The sequence below is a fragment of the Streptomyces sp. NPDC088730 genome, from assembly GCF_044751215.1.
Lineage (GTDB): Bacteria > Actinomycetota > Actinomycetes > Streptomycetales > Streptomycetaceae > Streptomyces.
In genome coordinates this window covers 83,456-100,315 of sequence record NZ_JBIVLK010000017.1, presented here as the reverse complement: position 1 = coordinate 100,315, position 16,860 = coordinate 83,456, and the positions used below count along the sequence as shown (strand labels likewise).

Sequence of the window (16,860 nt, the reverse complement as noted above, 5' to 3'; positions counted from 1 at the left end):
GCCGCTGGGAGTGAGCCTCGCGCACTGGTCCTGCGGGGCGGTGGCTACAGCAGACCGGTGTAGAGCAGGAGGTTGGGCGAACCGGGGCCGATGGCGTTCACGGCATCGCGGGTGGCGGTGTCCGTGAGCCGGCGCTCGAGGTCTGCCGGGGCGGCGTCCGGGTACCGCTCCTTGAGGAGGGCGGCGGCTCCGGCGACGTGCGGGGCGGCCATGGAGGTGCCGCTCATGGTGGCGGAGCCGCCGCCGAGGCGTGCCGAGACGATGGCGACTCCGGGGGCGTAGGCATCCACGCAGGTGCCGAAGTTGCTGAAGCCGGCCTGCCGGTCCTGGCGGTCGGTCGCTCCCACCGTGAACGCCTTCGCGGCGCGGGCGGGTGAGGCGTCGCAGGCGTCCTCGGCATCGTTGCCGGCCGAGACGACGGGCAGGACGCCCCGGTCCGCGACCCTGTCGACGGCCTCGTCGATGGCCGGGGAGGCGGCGTCTCCGATGGAGGCGTTCAGGACCGCGGGCTGCCGGGCGTTGGTGGCGACCCAGTCGAAGCCGGCGAGAGCGTCGGCCGTGCTGCCGCTGCCCCGGCAGTCCACGACCCGGACGGCGACGAGCGAGACAGCGCGCGCCACCCCGTAGGTCGCGCCGCCGACGGTGCCCGCCACATGAGTGCCGTGGCCGTTGCAGTCCTGTCCCGCCTGTCCGTCGTCGAGCGCGTCGAACCCGGTGGTGGCCCGTCCGCCGAACTCGCTGTTGCGGGTGTCGATCCCGGAGTCGACGATGTACGCCGTCACCCCGCGGCCGGTCCCCGCGACGTCGTACCGGCCGTCCAGCGGAAGGTTCCGCTGGTCGATCCGGTCCAGGCCCCAACTCGCCGCGGGCACCGCCCGCCGGGTGGTCCGTGCGTCCATGGTCCGGGGCGCCGCCTGCGCTGCCGGTCCGGCGCTGACGAGGGCGTTCTCCTCGACAGCGGTGACCGAGGGCAGGGTGCGTACGGCGGCGAGCTGGGCCGGGGTGAGCCTGGCGGCGAACCCGACCAGGGCGCTCCGGTAGACGAACATCGGCCGGACACCGATCCCCGTCAGCACGTCGGCCGGTGACACGGCCGGCTGGAGACTGACGACGTACTCCCCCGGAATCGCCCCGAACGAGTGCCCGACGGGCACGGGGAGGGACCCGGACCCGGCCTCGGCCGTGCCGGCCGTCAGCGGGACGAGCAGCAGCAGGGCAGCCGAAGCCCAGAGTGCGCGCAGGCGCATATCAACTCCTGGAGAGCGGAAACGAACGGTCCACGACGCACAGGGCCGCGACCGCCGGACACCCTTCCTTTCGTCCATGAGCGGCGCGGACTTGAGTACGCCCTCGCGGAGTCGGTTCGCTGGCGGGGAGCCGTAGACCCTGGTCAGGTGGGTGCGCCGACGTGGTGGGCGAGAGTCCGCACGCCGGGCGGATTCCGCTCGTGGCGCCTGAGGCCGGCGGTCATGGCGCGCACCCGGCCGCGGCGGATTTCCTGGGTGCGGCTTCGCCACCCGCGCCGAACAGGGCCTCGGACACAGAAGAACTCCCAGCCCGGACGAATCCGAACTGGGAGTTCTGTAAAACCAACCTGGTCAGTCATGTCGACTGGCCCTGGTTCCCTGGTGTCCGAGGGGGGACTTGAACCCCCACGCCCGATAAAGGGCACTAGCACCTCAAGCTAGCGCGTCTGCCATTCCGCCACCCGGACTGGGTGGTCAGCCGCGGTCTCCCGCGGCGACAAAGAAAACAATACCAGGGGTTTGGGGTCCGCCTCACCTGCATATTCGGTGGTCAGCGGGGTGCGGGCCGATCGGACGGGCGCCCGGGGGCGGCGGACCCCCGTCCTCGTGCACGTTCCGTCGCCGGCCGCGCACGGAAGGTGTGCCCGGAGGGTCGGCGGCGGGGTCCACGAGGGTGCGGGCGGGGCGGGTTACGTTCGCCGGCATGAGTGATCGCGGCTACCGGCCACCCCGCGCCCTGTCACCGCTGCGGGAGCACCTGCGCGAGACCTTCTGGTTCGCGCCGGCCCTGACGCTGGTCTGCGCCATCGTGCTCTGGTTCGCCGCCTCCGCGCTCGACGAGCAGCTCGTCGGCTACCTCAAGGACGAGCGGGCGTACGACGAGATCAAGGACCTGCTCGCGGTCGCGGAGGACACCAAGCAGATCGTCGTCACCGTCAGCTCGGCGATGATGACCTTCATCGGTGTGGTCTTCAGCATCTCGCTGGTGGCCGTGCAGATGGCGAGCGGGCAGCTCACGCCCCGGGTGGTGCGGATCTTCGTACGGAGCCGGATCAGCAAGCTCACGCTGTCGGTGTTCCTGGCGACGTTCGTCTTCTCGCTGCTGGTCCTCAGCTCGTACGAGAGCGAGACGGATCCGCGGCTGGTCACGTCCGTACCGTTCGTGCAGAGCGTGCTCACCGCCGCGCTCGTCGGGGTCAGCCTGCTGCTCTTCATCGCCTACGTGAGCTCCACCCTGCGCCTGATGCAGGTGGGCCCCGTCGTCGACCGGATCACCCGGGACTCGTTCCGGGTACTGGGGCGGATGCCGGCCGGCCGGTCGCCGGAGGGGCCGCTCGGCGCCGAGAGCGGGCAGCTCGTGCACGAGGGGCGGGCCGGGGTGCTGCGGGACGTGAACGTGGCCCGGCTGGTGCGGGCCGCGCGGCACCAGGGCGTCGTTCTCCGGCTGATCCCGCGGCTCGGGGACTTCGTCGTGCCGGGGACGCCGGTGCTGGCGGTGCACGGCGGGGCCGCCCCGCCCCGGCGTGCGCTGCGGTACACGGTGTCCGTCGGGGTCGAGCGCACGCTGCACCAGGACCTGGCGTTCGGGCTGCGACAGCTGTCGGACATCGCGCTGCGGGCCCTGTCCACGGCGGTGAACGATCCGACCACCGCCGTGCAGTGCCTGGACCGGATCGTGCAGTTCCTCGCGGCGGTCGTGGACCTGCCCCTCGGCGCCGTCCACCACCGGGACCGCAAGGGGGTCGTGCGGCTGGTGCAGGACGTACCGGGGTGGGCGGATCTGGTGGATCTCGGGTTCGAGGAGGTCCGGCGGTGTGCCGCGGAGAGTCCGCAGGTCACCCGGCGGCTGCTGGCCGGGATCGACGATCTCCTGCTGCTGGCGCCGCCCGGCCGGCGGCAGCCGCTGGTCCGGCACCGGGCGCTGCTGACCCAGGCGGTGGAGCGGACGGTGCGGGGCGCGGCCGAACGGGAGTTCGCGCTCCTTCCCGACCGGCAGGGGATCGGGTGAGCCCGGTCCGCCCCCGACGGACCCGGGCCTCCCCGCGCGGTGTGCGGGGAGGCCCGGCGCAGGAGGCGCCGCGGGGCGGGCCCCGCGGGTGGCGCTACTTGCGCAGCGCCGCCATGCCCTGGTAGCTGATCCGCGCCTGCTTGAGGGACTGCGCGAGGTCCGTCGAGCTGGGTGCGGTGTCCTGCTCGATCATCGGGTTGCGGTAGTTCGTCTCCCCGACGCGGCGGAAGAACGTCCGGTAGTCGATGACCCCGGTGCCGAAGGGGACCATCTCGTAGCCGTCGCCGTTGGTCGTGCTGACCACGCCGTCCTTGGCGTGGAAGAGCGGGTAGCGCTTGTTGTGGCGGCTGACCAGTGCCGCGGGGTCGAAGATGTTCTCCCGCCGCGATCCCTCACGCGTGGTGTAGGTGTGGAACTTGTACTGGGCGACATGCGCCCAGAAGATGTCCATTTCCAGCCACACGGTCTTCGGGTCGGTGACCTTGAGGAAGTATTCGAGCTTGCGGGTGCCGGAGCTGCGGGTGGGCCGCCCCTGGTCGTCCAGCGGACCGCTGTCGAGCAGGAAGCCGTAGGCCGCGTCGTGGTTGTGGGTGTACAGCTTGATGCCCGCGCGGTGGGCGATCTTCCCCAGGGCGTTCCACTTGTCGGCGGCGACGTCCCAGTCGGCGCGGTAGTCGCTGCCGGTGGGGTCGCCACCGGTGCCCATGTGGTCCATGCCGAGGATGTTGGCTATTTCGAGGTGCCGCTTGAACTCGTCCTGGTCGCTCTGGCTCAGCGGCCAGGAGCCCGGGATGAAGCCGTGGTTGCCCTGGGCGCGCAGACCGTAGTCGTCCAGCCAGGAGCGCAGCAGCTTGGCGCCCTGCACCGTTCCGAGGTTGCTGCCGCCGGGCGCGTTGGCGTGCTGGCCGTACCCCGCGAACTCGACCTGCTTGTAGCCGTACCGGGCCAGCTCCTTGAAGACCGCCCGGAAGCCCGAGGGAAGGCTGGTGCTGAGCGGGTCCCGGGCCGTGGCGTCGCGCACGGTGTACAGGATGATTCCCCGCTTCGACGCCGGGACCAGATCCTTGCCGTGGCCGTTGCCGTGGCCGTGGTCATGACCGTGGCCGTGGCCCCGGTGGGAGGTGGAGTGGGCGAAGGCGGGCGACGCGCCGAGTACGGGCGCGGCGATGGCCGTCGCCGCGGCCGCGGTGCAGGTGCTGAGGAAGCGGCGGCGGTCGACACCCAGGGTGCGGCGCAGGGCGTTGTCGGTTCCGGATTCGTCGTTGTACTCGGTCACGGTCTCTCTCTTTCTCGAAGAAGCGCACGGGGCTGCTGTGCACGGACCGATCTCATGCGAGGCCGGCAAGCGTGAGGAGCAGGGACTTCACTTCGGTGGCCCGGACCGGGCCGCTGAACGCGTGGGGGGTGGAGCAGAGGATGAGCGGCCCTTCTTCGTCGCTCAGGGGGAGGCGGCCGTGGCTGCCCCGGATGGGTGACGGGTCCAGGGGGACGACCGCCATGCGGTAGCGCATGCCGAGCTTCTTGCGGGCGACGGCCGTGGCCGCCTTGACCCGGACGTACGGGTCCTGGGGGTCCAGGAAGAGTTCGACGGGGTCGTAGCCGGGTTTGCGGTGGATCTCGACCAGCTGGGCGAAGTCCGGCGCGCGGGCGTCGTCGAGCCAGTAGTAGTACGTGAACCAGGCGTCCGGTTCCGCGACGGCGACCAGTTCGCCGGAGCGCGGATGGTCGAGGCCGTTGGCCTTCTTGCCCTCGTCGTCGAGGAGTTGCTCGATGCCCGGGAGTCCGGCGAGCGCTTCGCGGGCCGCTTCGAGGTCCTCCGGACGGCGTACGTAGACGTGCGCGATCTGGTGGTCGGCGACGGCGAAGGCCCGGGAGGCCATCGGGTCCAGGTACTCCATGCCGTCCTGGGTGTGGACCTCCAGGAGTCCCGCGCGGCGCAGGGCGCGGTTGATGTCGACGGGCCGCTCCACCCGGGTGATGCCGTACTCGGAGAGGGCGACGACGGTGCGGCCCTCGCGTCGGGCGTCCTCCAGGAGCGGCGCGACGGCCCGGTCGAGCTCTGCGGCGGCCGCGAAGGCGCGCGGGTCGTCGGGACCGTAGCGCTGGAGGTCGTAGTCGAGGTGCGGGAGGTAGCAGAGGGCGAGGTCGGGGTGGCGGGTGTCGATGACGTGCCGGGTGGCGTCGATGATCCACTGCGAGGAGACAAGGTCGGCGCCGGGGCCCCAGAAGTGGAAGAGGGGGAAGGTTCCGAGCTTCTCGGTGAGCTCGTCGTGGAGGGCCGGCGGCCGGGTGTAGCAGTCGGGCTCCTTGCGGCCGTCGGCGTAGTAGACGGGCCGCGGGGTGACGGTGTAGTCGGTGTCGGCGCCCATCGCGTACCACCAGCAGATGTTGGCGACGGTGTAGCCGGGGTGGGCGCGGCGGGCCGCGTCCCAGAGCTTGTCGCCCGCGACGAGCCCGTTGTGCTGACGCCACAGGAGGACGTCCCCGAGCTCGCGGAAGTACCAGCCGTTGGCGACGATGCCGTGCTCGGCGGGGGTGGTGCCGGTGAGGAAGGTGGACTGGGCGGCGCACGTCACGGCGGGGAGCACGGTGCCGAGCGGAGCGTGGGTGCCGGTCCCGCCGAGGGCCTTGAGGTTCGGCATGTGTTCGAGGAGGCGGGGGGTGAGCCCGACGACGTCGAGGACGAGGAGGGGCGTGGGTGAGCCCTCGGTGGTCATGGCAGCTCCTTGAGGCCGAGGTCGACCAGGAGGTCGCGGGCGAGGGTGAGTTCGGCGGCGATACCGTCCGCGAGCTGGGCACGGGTCCTGGGCCGCAGCTCCACCGGGAGCGCCTGCCAGGTGTACGTCTCCACCTCCAGGTGCCGGGTGAGCGGCCGGGCCCCGCCGACCAGCCGGGTCAGCGTGGACCGGAGCACCGGGAGCGTGGAGGTGAGCGGTGGTGCGGGCGGCGCGTGCAGGGGGACGTGGAAGTGGGCCCGCCAGGGGGCGCTGTCGGGCAGGGTCTCTCCGCCGACCGCCTCGTCGAGGTCGTCGGTGCCGCGCAGCCCGGCGGCGGTGGCGACGCGGGTCTGGTGGAGGAAGCGGGGTTCGGCGAAGGCGGCGAGCGCGGCGCGCACCTCGGGGAGGTGGGGGTGTTCGGCGTGCAGGGCGGCGGAGAGCTGTGCCTTGACGGCGGGGATGCCCGCGGCGGTGAGCGCGTCGAGTGCGGTGCCGGGGTCCTCGAAGGAGGTGGCGAGGTGGCAGGTGTCGACGCAGACGCCGATGCGCGGGTGGCCGATGGCGGTGAGGGGTGCGATGGCGTCGGCGGTGGTCTCGATGGTGCAGCCGGGTTCGGGTTCGAGGCCGATCCGGATGGACTTCTCGGTGAGTTCGGCCAGCGCGTCGAGGCGTTCCCCGAGGGTGGTGAGCGCGGCCAGTGCGGTGCGGGCCGCCTCCGGGTCGCCGGTGTACGGGGTGCGCCAGGCGAGGGGCAGGGTGGAGATGGTGCCGTCGGTGACGTCGTCGGGGAGGAGCGTGGCGAGGAGCCGGGCGAGGTCGGTGGTGTGGGCGAGCCGTTCGGGGTCGGTCCAGTCCGGCCGGTACACCCGGTACTTGACCTCTTCGGCGCCGAATCCCTCGTACGGGAAGCCGTTGAGCGTGACGACTTCGAGCCCTCTGTGGTCGAGTTCGGCGCGCAGGGAGCGCAGTTGCGCGGGGTCGTTGACCAGGGTGCGGGCGGCGTCCCTGGCGAGCCAGAGGCCGATGCCCAGGCGGTCGCGGCCGAGCCGTCTGCGTACCGGTTCGCAGTGGTCGCGCAGTTGGGCGCGGACGCCTTCGAGGTTCTCGGCCGGGTGGACGTTGGTGCAGTACGCGAGGTGGACGACGGAGCCGTCGGGGTGGCGGAAGCGCATGGCCTCACTCCCCGCCGCGGAGGATGGAGTTGCCCTCGTGGAGCGGTTCGGGGGCGGCGGTGTCCAGGTGGAGGCGGCCGCTCTGGCCGTAGAAGGCGACGGGGTTGCGCCACAGCACCTGGTCGACGTCGTCCTCGGTGAAGCCGGCGGCCAGCATCGCGTCGGCCACGCTGCGGGTCTTCAGGGGATCGCTCTTGCCCCAGTCGGCGGCGGAGTTGACGAGGACCCTGTCGGTGCCGTGCAGCTTGAGGACGGCGATCATGCGGTCCTCGTCCATCTTGGTGTCGGGGTAGATGGAGAAGCCGGCCCAGCAGCCGCTGTCCAGGGCCTCCTTCACGGTCGTCTCATTGAGGTGGTCGAGCACCACCAGCTCCGGGGCGAGGTGCGATTCGCGTACGACGTCGATGGTGCGGCGCAGGCCGGCGAGCTTGTCGCGGTGCGGGGTGTGGACGAGCGCGGGCAGCCCGTGGTCCGCGGCCAGCTGGAGCTGGGCGGCCAGCGCGGTGTCCTCCGCCGGGGTCATGGAGTCGTAGCCGATCTCGCCGACGGCGACGACGGAGTCCTTGACGAGGTAGCGGGGCAGGGCGTCCAGGACGGGGGCGCAGCGCGGGTCGTTCGCCTCTTTGGGGTTGAGGGCGAGCGTGCAGTGGTGTGCGATGCCGTACTGGGCGGCGCGGAACGGCTCCCAGCCGAGCAGCGCGTCGAAGTAGTCGAAGAAGCTGCCCGGCGAGGTGCGGGGCTGGCCGAGCCAGAAGGAGGGTTCGACGAGCGCCCGGACCCCGGCGTCGTACATCGCCTGATAGTCGTCCGTGGTGCGGGACGTCATGTGGATGTGGGGGTCGAAGATGCGCATCAGGACTCCTCCGATGGGGCCGTTGAGGCCGTGGGGGCGGCGGGACCGGGGGCGGTGGGGCCGGGGGCCGTGAGGGCGAGTACGCGGTGCAGTCCGGCGGGGACTGGACGGGACGCCGCGATGCGCTCGGCCGCGTAGTCGCCCAGCATCCGGGCGAGTTCCGCGTCGCCGCGGGACCGCCGGGCCAGCTGGTCGACCGCGTCGACGGGGACGCCCGTGAAAAGGCATTTGAGGACGGCGTGGCGCCAGTTGTGCGGATCGAGGTGCTCGCCGGCGTACGGGCCGACGGCGGCGGCGATCAGCGTGGTGTCGTTGGCGCGCAGGGCGTCCTCGACGAGGGCCACGGCGCCGGCGCCGAGGTCCAGTGCGGGCAGGGTGAGCAGCACGGCGCGCCGTTCGGCGGCGGTGCCCTGTTCGTAGAGCCGGGTCACGGCGTCGAGTCCGGCGCGGGCCTCTGTGAGCAGCAGGGAGCGTACGGAGTCGGCGCGTTCGAGCCCGCAGTGCCGGCCGGCGGCGGCGAAGCGCAGTTCCCACGGGGGGACGGCGTAGGCCTTGGCGGCGGGTTCGGCGTCCGGGTGGGCGGCGGAGTGGGCGGCCTCTGCGAGGGCTTCGTCGAGCCAGGCGCGGGCGCCGCCCCCGAGCTGTGCGTCGAGTTCCTCGCGGCTCAGCAGCGGGGCATCGGGCGAGTTCATCGGCATGGTGCGGCTCCCTTCGGCGCGCTGTGGGCTGACGGGCTGTGGGCGGACGGGCTGTGCTTGCGCAGGAACTCGATGGATGACTGGGCGAGTTCGGGTCCGGCGTGGGAGTGGCGGGGCAGTTCGACGACGGTGAGCCCCTGGTATCCGCTGTCGCCCAGGGCGTCGAGGGCGGCGAGCACGGGCGGGAAGTCGATCTCCCCGTCGCCGAAGGGAAGGTGTTCGTGGACGCCCCGGCACATGTCCTCGATCTGGACGTGGCGCAGCCAGGGGGCCGCCTCGCGTACGCAGTCGGCGGGCGCCGCGGTCTCCAGGCACTGGCAGTGGCCGATGTCGAGGGTGAGTCCCAGTGGTTCCGGCTCTCCGCACAGGGCGCGCAGGTGGTGGAAGCCGGAGAGGCGGCTGAGGAGGTGTCCGGGTTCGGGCTCGATGGCCAGCGGCACCCCCGCTCGTCCGGCCGCGTCGATGACCGGGGCGAGGGCGCCGGTCAGCCGGTCCCAGCCGGTCCCGGCATCGGTGCCCGGTGGCAGGACCCCGCTGAAGCAGTGCACGGCGTGGGCGCCCAGTCCGGCGGCGACCTCGACGGCCCGTACGAGCAGCCCGGTCCTGGCCGCCCTGGCTTCGGGGTCCGGGTCGAGCAGGGAGGGGCCGTGCTTGCGGCGCGGGTCCAGGACGTAGCGGGCCCCGGTCTCCACGGTGACGCCCAGCCCCAGCTCCTGGAGCCGGGCGGCGACCCGGCGGGTGCGGACGAGGAGGTCCGGGCCGATGGGGTCGAGGTGCATGTGGTCGAGGGTGAGGCCGACCCCGTCGTAGCCGAGGTCCGAGAGGAGGCCGAGGGCGTCGCCCAGCCGGAGGTCGGTGAGTCCGTTGGTGCCGTAGCCGAGGCGGATGGTCATGTGGGGCTCACCTTCCGGGCGAGGCTGCGGGCGAGCGGGACGAGGGCCATGACGGCGAGCGCGGTGCCGGAGGCTCCGGCGCGGGCGGCGAGGGCGGCCTGGAGCGGGATCATCGCCCGGATGCCGCCGCCGACGGCGCGCTGGGTGAGCGGTGGCGACGGGTTCAGCGCGGCGTGCGCGAGCGGGCGTCCCGCGGTGCGGAGGTAGGCGCCGGTGAGCGCGGTGACCAGCAGCCGGGCCGGGGCGGCCGCGCGCCTTCCCTCGCCCGCGCGCTCCGTCTCCCCCGGGCGCCTCGCCTCCTCCGGCCGGTCCCGAACCACCGCGCCGCCGAGCGCGGCGACCGCCGTGAGGGCGGCGAGGGGCGCCGTGGTGGAGCCGCCCCGGGCCTCGTGGCGCGAGACGGCGGTGACCGCGTAGGTGTGCGCCGTGAGCAGTACGGCGGCGGGGAGCGCGGCGGGAACGGCACGGGCCGGAGTCGCGGTGGCGGGGGCGGGGGCCGTCGCGGTCGCCGTGGCGCCCAGGAGCAGGTCCAGGCCGCGGGCCGCCGCCATCGCCGCCGGGCCCGCCGGGGTGTGCTTCAGCCGCAGGTCGTACGCCCAGACGGTGGCCGCGAGGCCGGTGGCCACCGTCAGGGCCGGGCGGCCCGCCCGTGCGGCGAGGGCCAGGCCCGCCGCGGTCAGCGCGCCGGCCGCGGTGAGCGCCGCCCGGGGCGTGATCCGGCCGGAGGGGATCGGGCGGTGCGGCCGGTCCACGGCGTCCTCCTCGCGGTCGGCCCAGTCGTTGAGGGCCATGCCTGCCTCGTACAGGCAGAGCGAGGCGCCGACGGCGAGGGCGGTGGAGCGGTTGGGGCGGCGCCCGACCGCTGCCGCGCCCGCGAGCGCGTCGCCCGGCACGGTGAAGAGCGCGGAGACCCTGAGCAGCTCCGCCCAGGCGCGTGCCGTCACTTCTCGCCCCGCAGCCGCTCCGCGAAGGAGAGCAGCGCCAGGTACTGGGCGGACAGTGCGGCGGGCCCGCCGTCCGGGTCCTTGAAGTAGAAGCCGAGTTCGGGGCGCGGCCCGGTGAGGCCCACCTCGTGGGCGCGGGCCAGCAGCCGTGCCAGGTCCAGCACCAGGGGCGCGGCCAGTGCCGAGTCGCAGCCCTGCCAGGTGGTCTGGAGCACCATGCGGGCGCCGAGGAAGCCGTCGAACGCGATGTGGTCCCAGGCCGTCTTCCAGTCCCCGAGCGCCGGCACGTCGTCGATGTGGACCTCGCCCTCGGGGGCGGCGCCGAGCGTATCGGCCAGGACGCGTTCCTTGCCGGCGTTCTTCGCGGCGGCCGCCGCCGGGTCGGCCAGTGCCGCCCCGTCGCCGCCGCCGAGCAGGTTGGTGCCGGACCAGGCCCGTACCGGCAGGGCCCGCTGTACGAACATCGGGGCGAGCACGGAGCGCAGCAGCGTCTGGCCGGTCTTGCCGTCGCGGCCCGCGTGAGGAAGGGCCGAGGCCGCGACGGCGGCCTGGAGGGCGGGGGTGCGCAGTCCGGTGGAGGGGGTGAAGTTGACGTACGGACAGCCGGCGCGCAGGGCCGCCGCGGCGTAGAGGGAGCTGGCGGGCAGCCGCCGCGCGCCGGGCTCGGGGGCCGGTTCGGTGGAGGCGACGTTGATGACGACGGTCCTGGCCAGGCCGTTGCGGCGGGTGAAGCCGGTGAGGTCGGCGGCGAACGCGGTGACGAGTTCCTCGTCCGGCCGGGTGTCGCCGGGGAGCGGTCCGCCGGGGCGGATCTCCGCGTCGGCCGCGGCGAGTTCGGAGTGGACCGCGGAGGGCAGGCCGTGCGGCAGCACTCCCCCGGCGGCGAGTACTTCGGCCCGTTTGGGGAGCGGGCAGTCCAGGGTGTCGTGCCCGCCGAAGACGAGCGATCCCACGGGTGGCAGACCGCTCCCGGCGAACGGCTCGGTCTCGGTGACCATGCCGGCGGCCGGGTGGAGGCCTGCCGCGAGCGCCGCGCACCCCGCCGTGGCGGTGGTGGCGACGGAGCCGCGTGCTCCGATGAACCAGACTCCGGTACGAACGGCGGGTGCTGACACGGGCTGCCTCCCTGGCTGGGGGTACTGGCGGTGCGGAACTGGTGGCGCGGTGCCTGAGGGGAAGGGCTGCGGACGCCGGGGGCCCGGGGCGCCGACGGCGCGGCCCGGGGGCGGACGGCGGGCGGGTGTGACGCCCGCCCGCCGTCCGGACGTGTCCCTACGCGGAGGGCAGTTCCTTCAGCTGGATGTCGCGGAAGGACACCTGGTCGTCGGCCCCGTGGTTCTGGAGGCCGATGTAGCCGTCCTTGAGGCTGCGGGCCGGGTCGGTGTTAGTGAAGTCGTTGATCTTTACTCCGTTGAGGAAGATCTGGAGCCGTTCACCCTGGACCTTGATCTCGTAGCTGTTCCACTGGCCGGGCGGCCTGAGGACCTGGTCGCGGGCTTTGATGTTGGCCGACTTGAAGGTGTAGACGGACCCGGTGGTGCGGTCGGGGGCGTCGGTGGCGTCGATCTGGACCTCGTAGCCGTTGTTCACCGCGGACCACGGGTCGTCGGACTCCGGGAAGCCGACGAAGACGCCGGAGTTGTCATCGCCCGCGAGCTTCCAGTCGAGCTTCAGCGAGTACGACTTCAGCTCCTTGGCCTGGTAGGTGAGCAGGCCCATGCCGCCTTCGGAGCGCAGCTCGCCGTCGACGACGTTGAACTTGCCGGGGCCCGCCTGCTTCCAGCCTTCGAGCGTCTTGCCGTTGAAGATCGAGCGGTAGCCGGTGTCCGGCTTGCAGTCGGCCTTCACCTGGCCGGCCGCGTAGCGCAGCCCGCCGGAGAGGACCTTGCGGAAGTCCGGGTCGGCGTACGACTCCTTGGTGTGGCCGAGGCCGGTGTAGAAGGAGCGGCCGCCCTGGTAGCTCTGGCACCAGGTGATCGGGTGGTCGCCCTTCATGTTGCCGCCGGTGTAGGTCGTCTCGTCGAGGGTGGCGAGGACCTTGACCTTGCCGCGCGGGTTGGTGCGGTAGTTGTACAGCTCGTCGGTGCGGTCCCAGGCGTCGGCCAGGTGGGCGGTCGCCGGGTTCTTGTGGTCCTCGACCCGGACGGTGACGGGCTGGATGGCGGGGTGGCTGTCGAAGTACGCGCCGACGAGTCCGCCGTAGAACGGCCACTCGTACTCGGTGTCGGCCGCGGCGTGCACGCCGACGTAACCGCCGCCGGTGGTCACGAAGTTCTCGAACGCCTTCTGCTGGTCGGCGTTGAGGACGTCACCCGTGGTCGACATGAAGACCACGGCGTCGTAGCGGGCCAGGTTGGAGGTGGTGAACTGGCCGGCCTCCTCGGTCGCGTCGACCGTGATGTTGCTGTCCTTGCCGAGTTCCTTCAGTGCGGCGATGCCCTCGGGGATCGCGTCGTGGCGGAAGCCGGCGGTCTTGGAGAAGACCAGGACGCGCTTGGCGGTCCTGTCGGGCGGGGTGTTGGAGAGCTCGAAGTCGTCGAGGTCGTAGAGCGCGCCGTCGCCTCCCTTGAAGACCAGGAAGAGTTCGGTCGACTTCTTCGGGACGCCGCGCAGGGGGACGTCGATGTCCTGGAAGACCTCCCAGCCGCCGGTGACCGGGACGGGTGCGGAGCCGAGGATCTTCCCGTCGGCCGAGCCGGTGCGGACTTCGAGGAAGCCGCCCGCTCCGCCGGAGGCGATCCGGGCGGTGAGCTTGGTGGAGTCGCCGAGCAGGTACGGCTTGAAGGAGATCCAGTCGCCGTTGTCGATGTCGCCGACGGTCTTGCCGCCCTCGGCGGCCGCCTTGTCGTAGGTCTTGATGCCGGACGAGGCGCTGAAGTGCTCGGCCTGCCGGTGGCGCGGCTGGAGCTCGGACTGGTCGTGACCGGACAGGGCCGCCTGGCCGCCGCCCCCGCCGTCGGTGTAGGAGGCGTCGATGACTCCGAAGATGTTGGCGTTCGGGTCGTGCCCGCCGTCCATCTCGGTCTTGATGGTGCCTTCGCAGCCGTGCGCCGAGGTGATCGGGTGGCCGTGGGCGTCATGGCCGAGGATGAAGCGGACCTCGATCTTGGAGCAGTCGATCGTGCCGTCCTCGGGATCGGTGACGGTCACCTTGAACGGGATCTCGTCGCCGAAGGAGAACAGCTGCCCGTCACCGGGCAGTTCCAGCTTCACCAGGGGTGCGGTGTTGCCGACCGTCACATGGACGTTGGCCGAACCGGTGCGCCCGGTGGGGTCCGTGGCGGTGACGGTCGCGGTGTAGGTGCCGTTCTTCTTGTACGTGTACGTGGGGTTGGCCGCGGTCGACGTACCGCCGTCACCGAAGGCCCAGCTGTAGGTGAGCGCGTCCCCGTCACCGTCGGTGGTGCCGGCGGAGGAGAAGGCGACCTTGAGCGGTGCGGTGCCCGAGGTCTTGTTCGCGGTCGCCTCCGCGATCGGCGAGCGTCCGCCGGTGGCGTTCTCGATGCGGTAGAGAGCGGAGTTCTCGTCGCCGCCGAAGTAGCCGGTGCCGTAGTCCAGCACGTACAGCGCGCCGTCGGGGCCGAAGGCCATGTCCATGATCTGGGTGCCGGACCACGGCACGTCGTTGATGGACTCCACCTTGCCGTCGGCGTCCTGCTCGATGCGCTTGATCCACTTCCGGCCGAACTCGCCGGCGAAGAAGTCGCCGTCGTACTCCTCGGGGAACTTCACGGGCGAGTCGAGGCCGGCGTCGTAGTGGTAGACGGGTCCGCCCATCGGGGACTCGGAGCCGGTGCCGAACTCGGGCACGGACCCGTTGTCGTACGGGATCCAGGCGGGCTGGGCCGGAGGCAGGTCGACCAGTCCGGTGTTGTACCGGGAGGTGTTCTTGGGGGCGGCGCAGTCGAAGGCCTCACCGGAGGTCTTCGTCGCGAAGTCGTAGTCGATGAACGGGTCGTTGTCGCCCGTGCAGTACGGCCATCCGAAGTTGCCGGGCTTGGTGACGCGGGCGAACTCCACCTGTCCGGCCGGTCCGCGCTTCGGGTCGGCGGCACCGGCGTCGGGACCGTAGTCACCGACGTAGAGGATGCCGGTGGTCTTGTCGACGGTGAAGCGGAAGGGGTTGCGGAAGCCCATCGCGTAGATCTCGGGGCGGGTCTTGTCCGTGCCCGGCGCGAAGAGGTTCCCCTCGGGGACGGTGTACGTACCGTCCTCCGCGACCTTGATGCGGATGATCTTGCCGCGCAGGTCGTTGGTGTTCCCGGCGGACCGGCGGGCGTCGAACGCGGGGTTGCGGTCCGGCCGCTCGTCGATCGGGGAGTAGCCGTCGGAGGCGAACGGGTTGGAGTCGTCGCCGGTCGACATGTACAGGTTGCCCTGCGCGTCGAAGTCGATGTCACCGCCGACGTGGCAGCACATGCCGCGCGAGGTCGGGATGTCGAGGACCTTCTTCTCGCTGGCCATGTCGAGCGTGCCGTCCTCCTTGAGGACGAAGCGCGAGAGCCGGTTGACTCCGTCGAACTTGGCGAACTCGGCGGCGGTGCCGTTCTCCGGGGCGTCACCGGCCGGGGTGTCCAGCGGGGGCGCGTAGTAGAGGTAGATCGCCCGGTTCTCGCTGAAGTCCGGGTCGACCCCGACGCCCTGGAGGCCTTCCTCGTCGTGCGAGTAGACGGGGATGGTGCCGGCGAGGGTGGTGTCGCCGCCGTTGTCGGTGAGCCACAGTTCGCCGCCGCGAGCGGTGTGCAGGACGCTGCGGTCCGGGAGCACCGCCAGTGTCATGGGCTCGCCGGTCTCGGCGACTCCCTTGGCGAGCGTGACCTGCTGGAAGTCCTCGGCGGCCGGGGCCGGGGCGGGTTCCTCGTGGGCGGCGGCGGTGCCGGCGCCCAGGCTGAGGGTGGCGGCGGCGAGCAGTGCGCCGGTGAAGAGGGCGAGGGATTTACGGACGCGGAGCCTGGACCTGGTCCGGCTTCGGGTTCTGTGCACGAGTGTCCTCCGGAGAGTGCCGGTTGTACGGGCGGGTGCGGGTGCTGCCGTGCCGTTCCGCGCGGGGACTGCCGCGCAGGTCAGCCGGGGCCTGTGCGGCTCCGGTGACGAGGGTTATGTCGTGTACACGTTCTGGACGGTAGACCTGTTCGTCCGGGACGGAAAGCCCTTGTGCAGCGGTCTTGTTGAACTTTTTCCTTGGTCAGGACAAAGGGGGTTCTGGGCAGGGGGTGCCGGCCCGGCGGCGTTCGCGGCCTGCCGCCGGGCCGGTACCTCTCAGGCCCCTCCCGCCGTTGAGGAGCGGGGGTCCGGGGGCGGAGCCCCCGTGCGGACGGTCAGTCGTTGCCGCCGAACGCCGCGTCGAACGACGTGCTCGGCGGGTCGAAGTCGAATCGCTTGAGCGATGCAAGCGCTTCCGGCGCGCCCGTCAGGCGGTCCATGCCGGCGTCCTCCCACTCCACGGAGACCGGCCCGTCGTACTCGATGGACCGCAGCATCCGGAACACGTCCTCCCACGGCACATCGCCGTGCCCCGCCGAGACGAAGTCCCAGCCGCGCCGCGGGTCGCCCCACGGCAGGTGGGAGCCGAGCCGGCCGTTGCGGCCGTCCAGGCGCTTGCGCGCCTCCTTGCAGTCCACGTGGTAGATCCGGTCCCGGAAGTCGTACAGGAAGCCGACCGGGTCCAGGTCCTGCCAGACGAAGTGGCTGGGGTCGAAGTTCAGCCCGAAGGCCGGCCGGTGGCCGACGGCCTCCAGCGCGCGGTGCGTGGTCCAGTAGTCGTACGCGATCTCGCTCGGATGCACCTCGTGGGCGAACCGCACCCCCTCCGCGTCGAACACGTCGAGGATCGGGTTCCAGCGCTCGGCGAAGTCCTCGTAGCCGCGCTCGATCATGTGCGGCGGGACCGGCGGGAACATCGCCACCAGGTGCCAGATCGACGAACCGGTGAACCCGATGACCGTGTCCACCCCGAAGGCGGCGGCCGCCCGCGCCGTGTCCTTGATCTCCTCGGCGGCCCGCCGGCGCACCCCTTCGGGCTCCCCGTCGCCCCAGATCCGGGCGGGCAGGATGCCCTGGTGGCGCTCGTCGATGGGGCTGTCGCAGACGGCCTGGCCCACCAGGTGGTTGGAGACCGCCCAGCACTTCAGCCCGTACTTGTCGAGCAGCTGATGGCGCCCGTCCAGGTACCCCGGATCCGCGAGGGCCTTGTCGACCTCGAAGTGGTCTCCCCAGCAGGCGAGTTCGAGCCCGTCGTAACCGAAGTCGCGGGCGTACCGGCAGACGTCCTCCAGTGGCAGATCGGCCCACTGACCGGTGAAGAGGGTGAAGGGACGGGGCATGCGCA

12 protein-coding genes and 1 tRNA gene are annotated in these 16,860 nt (G+C 72.1%); 1 reads left to right on the top strand and 12 read right to left on the bottom strand.

The genetic code is table 11. The features are described from left to right. Positions 1 to 44 precede the first annotated feature (44 nt). Together ACIP89_RS33250 and ACIP89_RS33245 are read right to left on the bottom strand one after the other, a co-directional pair. Positions 45 to 1,247 (bottom strand): S8 family serine peptidase, encoded by a 1,203-nt coding sequence (locus ACIP89_RS33250; RefSeq protein WP_401933000.1) that lies wholly within the window; start codon positions 1,245 to 1,247, stop codon positions 45 to 47. Positions 1,248 to 1,626: 379 nt separating this feature from the next. Then, positions 1,627 to 1,714 (bottom strand) — tRNA-Leu (locus tag ACIP89_RS33245). A gap of 236 nt (positions 1,715 to 1,950) precedes the next feature. Between ACIP89_RS33245 and ACIP89_RS33240 the strand changes: the two genes are divergently transcribed. Beyond that, positions 1,951 to 3,255 (top strand): DUF2254 domain-containing protein, encoded by a 1,305-nt coding sequence (locus tag ACIP89_RS33240; RefSeq protein ID WP_402118089.1) that lies wholly within the window; start codon positions 1,951 to 1,953, stop codon positions 3,253 to 3,255. 94 nt (positions 3,256 to 3,349) lie between these two features. Here ACIP89_RS33240 and ACIP89_RS33235 read toward each other — a convergent pair whose 3' ends face one another. The 10 genes from ACIP89_RS33235 to ACIP89_RS33190 form a co-directional block, all read right to left on the bottom strand. After that, positions 3,350 to 4,531: a sugar phosphate isomerase/epimerase family protein gene (locus ACIP89_RS33235; protein ID WP_402118088.1), complete on the bottom strand. Its 1,182-nt coding sequence runs from the start codon at positions 4,529 to 4,531 to the stop codon at positions 3,350 to 3,352. Between the two features lie 52 nt (positions 4,532 to 4,583). Further along, positions 4,584 to 5,972, bottom strand: a complete 1,389-nt coding sequence (locus ACIP89_RS33230) for a nucleotide pyrophosphatase/phosphodiesterase family protein (protein WP_401927471.1) — start codon at positions 5,970 to 5,972, stop codon at positions 4,584 to 4,586. Then, positions 5,969 to 7,144 (bottom strand): metabolite traffic protein EboE, encoded by a 1,176-nt coding sequence (gene eboE, locus ACIP89_RS33225; RefSeq protein ID WP_401927469.1) that lies wholly within the window; start codon positions 7,142 to 7,144, stop codon positions 5,969 to 5,971. Before eboE ends, ACIP89_RS33230 begins: the two co-directional genes overlap by 4 nt. A gap of 4 nt (positions 7,145 to 7,148) precedes the next feature. Next, positions 7,149 to 7,997 (bottom strand): TatD family hydrolase, encoded by an 849-nt coding sequence (locus tag ACIP89_RS33220; RefSeq protein ID WP_402118086.1) that lies wholly within the window; start codon positions 7,995 to 7,997, stop codon positions 7,149 to 7,151. After that, complete coding sequence (locus tag ACIP89_RS33215; RefSeq protein ID WP_401932988.1) at positions 7,997 to 8,695, bottom strand: EboA domain-containing protein; 699 nt, start codon at positions 8,693 to 8,695, stop codon at positions 7,997 to 7,999. The genes ACIP89_RS33220 and ACIP89_RS33215 overlap by 1 nt, the downstream gene beginning before the upstream one ends. After that, entirely contained in the window at positions 8,686 to 9,588 is a 903-nt protein-coding gene (locus ACIP89_RS33210; RefSeq protein ID WP_402118084.1) for a sugar phosphate isomerase/epimerase family protein, read from the bottom strand. The genes ACIP89_RS33215 and ACIP89_RS33210 overlap by 10 nt, the downstream gene beginning before the upstream one ends. Next, positions 9,585 to 10,532 carry an SCO3242 family prenyltransferase gene (locus ACIP89_RS33205; RefSeq protein WP_402118083.1) on the bottom strand — a complete coding sequence of 316 codons (948 nt, stop codon included), beginning with the start codon at positions 10,530 to 10,532 and terminating at the stop codon, positions 9,585 to 9,587. The genes ACIP89_RS33210 and ACIP89_RS33205 overlap by 4 nt, the downstream gene beginning before the upstream one ends. Beyond that, positions 10,529 to 11,647: an inositol-3-phosphate synthase gene (locus ACIP89_RS33200; protein ID WP_402118081.1), complete on the bottom strand. Its 1,119-nt coding sequence runs from the start codon at positions 11,645 to 11,647 to the stop codon at positions 10,529 to 10,531. Before ACIP89_RS33200 ends, ACIP89_RS33205 begins: the two co-directional genes overlap by 4 nt. A 157-nt stretch (positions 11,648 to 11,804) precedes the next feature. After that, a complete protein-coding gene (locus ACIP89_RS33195; protein ID WP_402118079.1) occupies positions 11,805 to 15,515 on the bottom strand; it encodes a ThuA domain-containing protein in 3,711 nt (1,236 codons plus the stop codon). Between the two features lie 335 nt (positions 15,516 to 15,850). Further along, the gene (locus tag ACIP89_RS33190) at positions 15,851 to 16,855 is read right to left on the bottom strand and encodes a sugar phosphate isomerase/epimerase family protein (RefSeq protein ID WP_401932974.1); all 1,005 of its coding nucleotides are present in this window, start codon (positions 16,853 to 16,855) and stop codon (positions 15,851 to 15,853) included. Between the last annotated feature and the right edge of the window lie 5 nt (positions 16,856 to 16,860).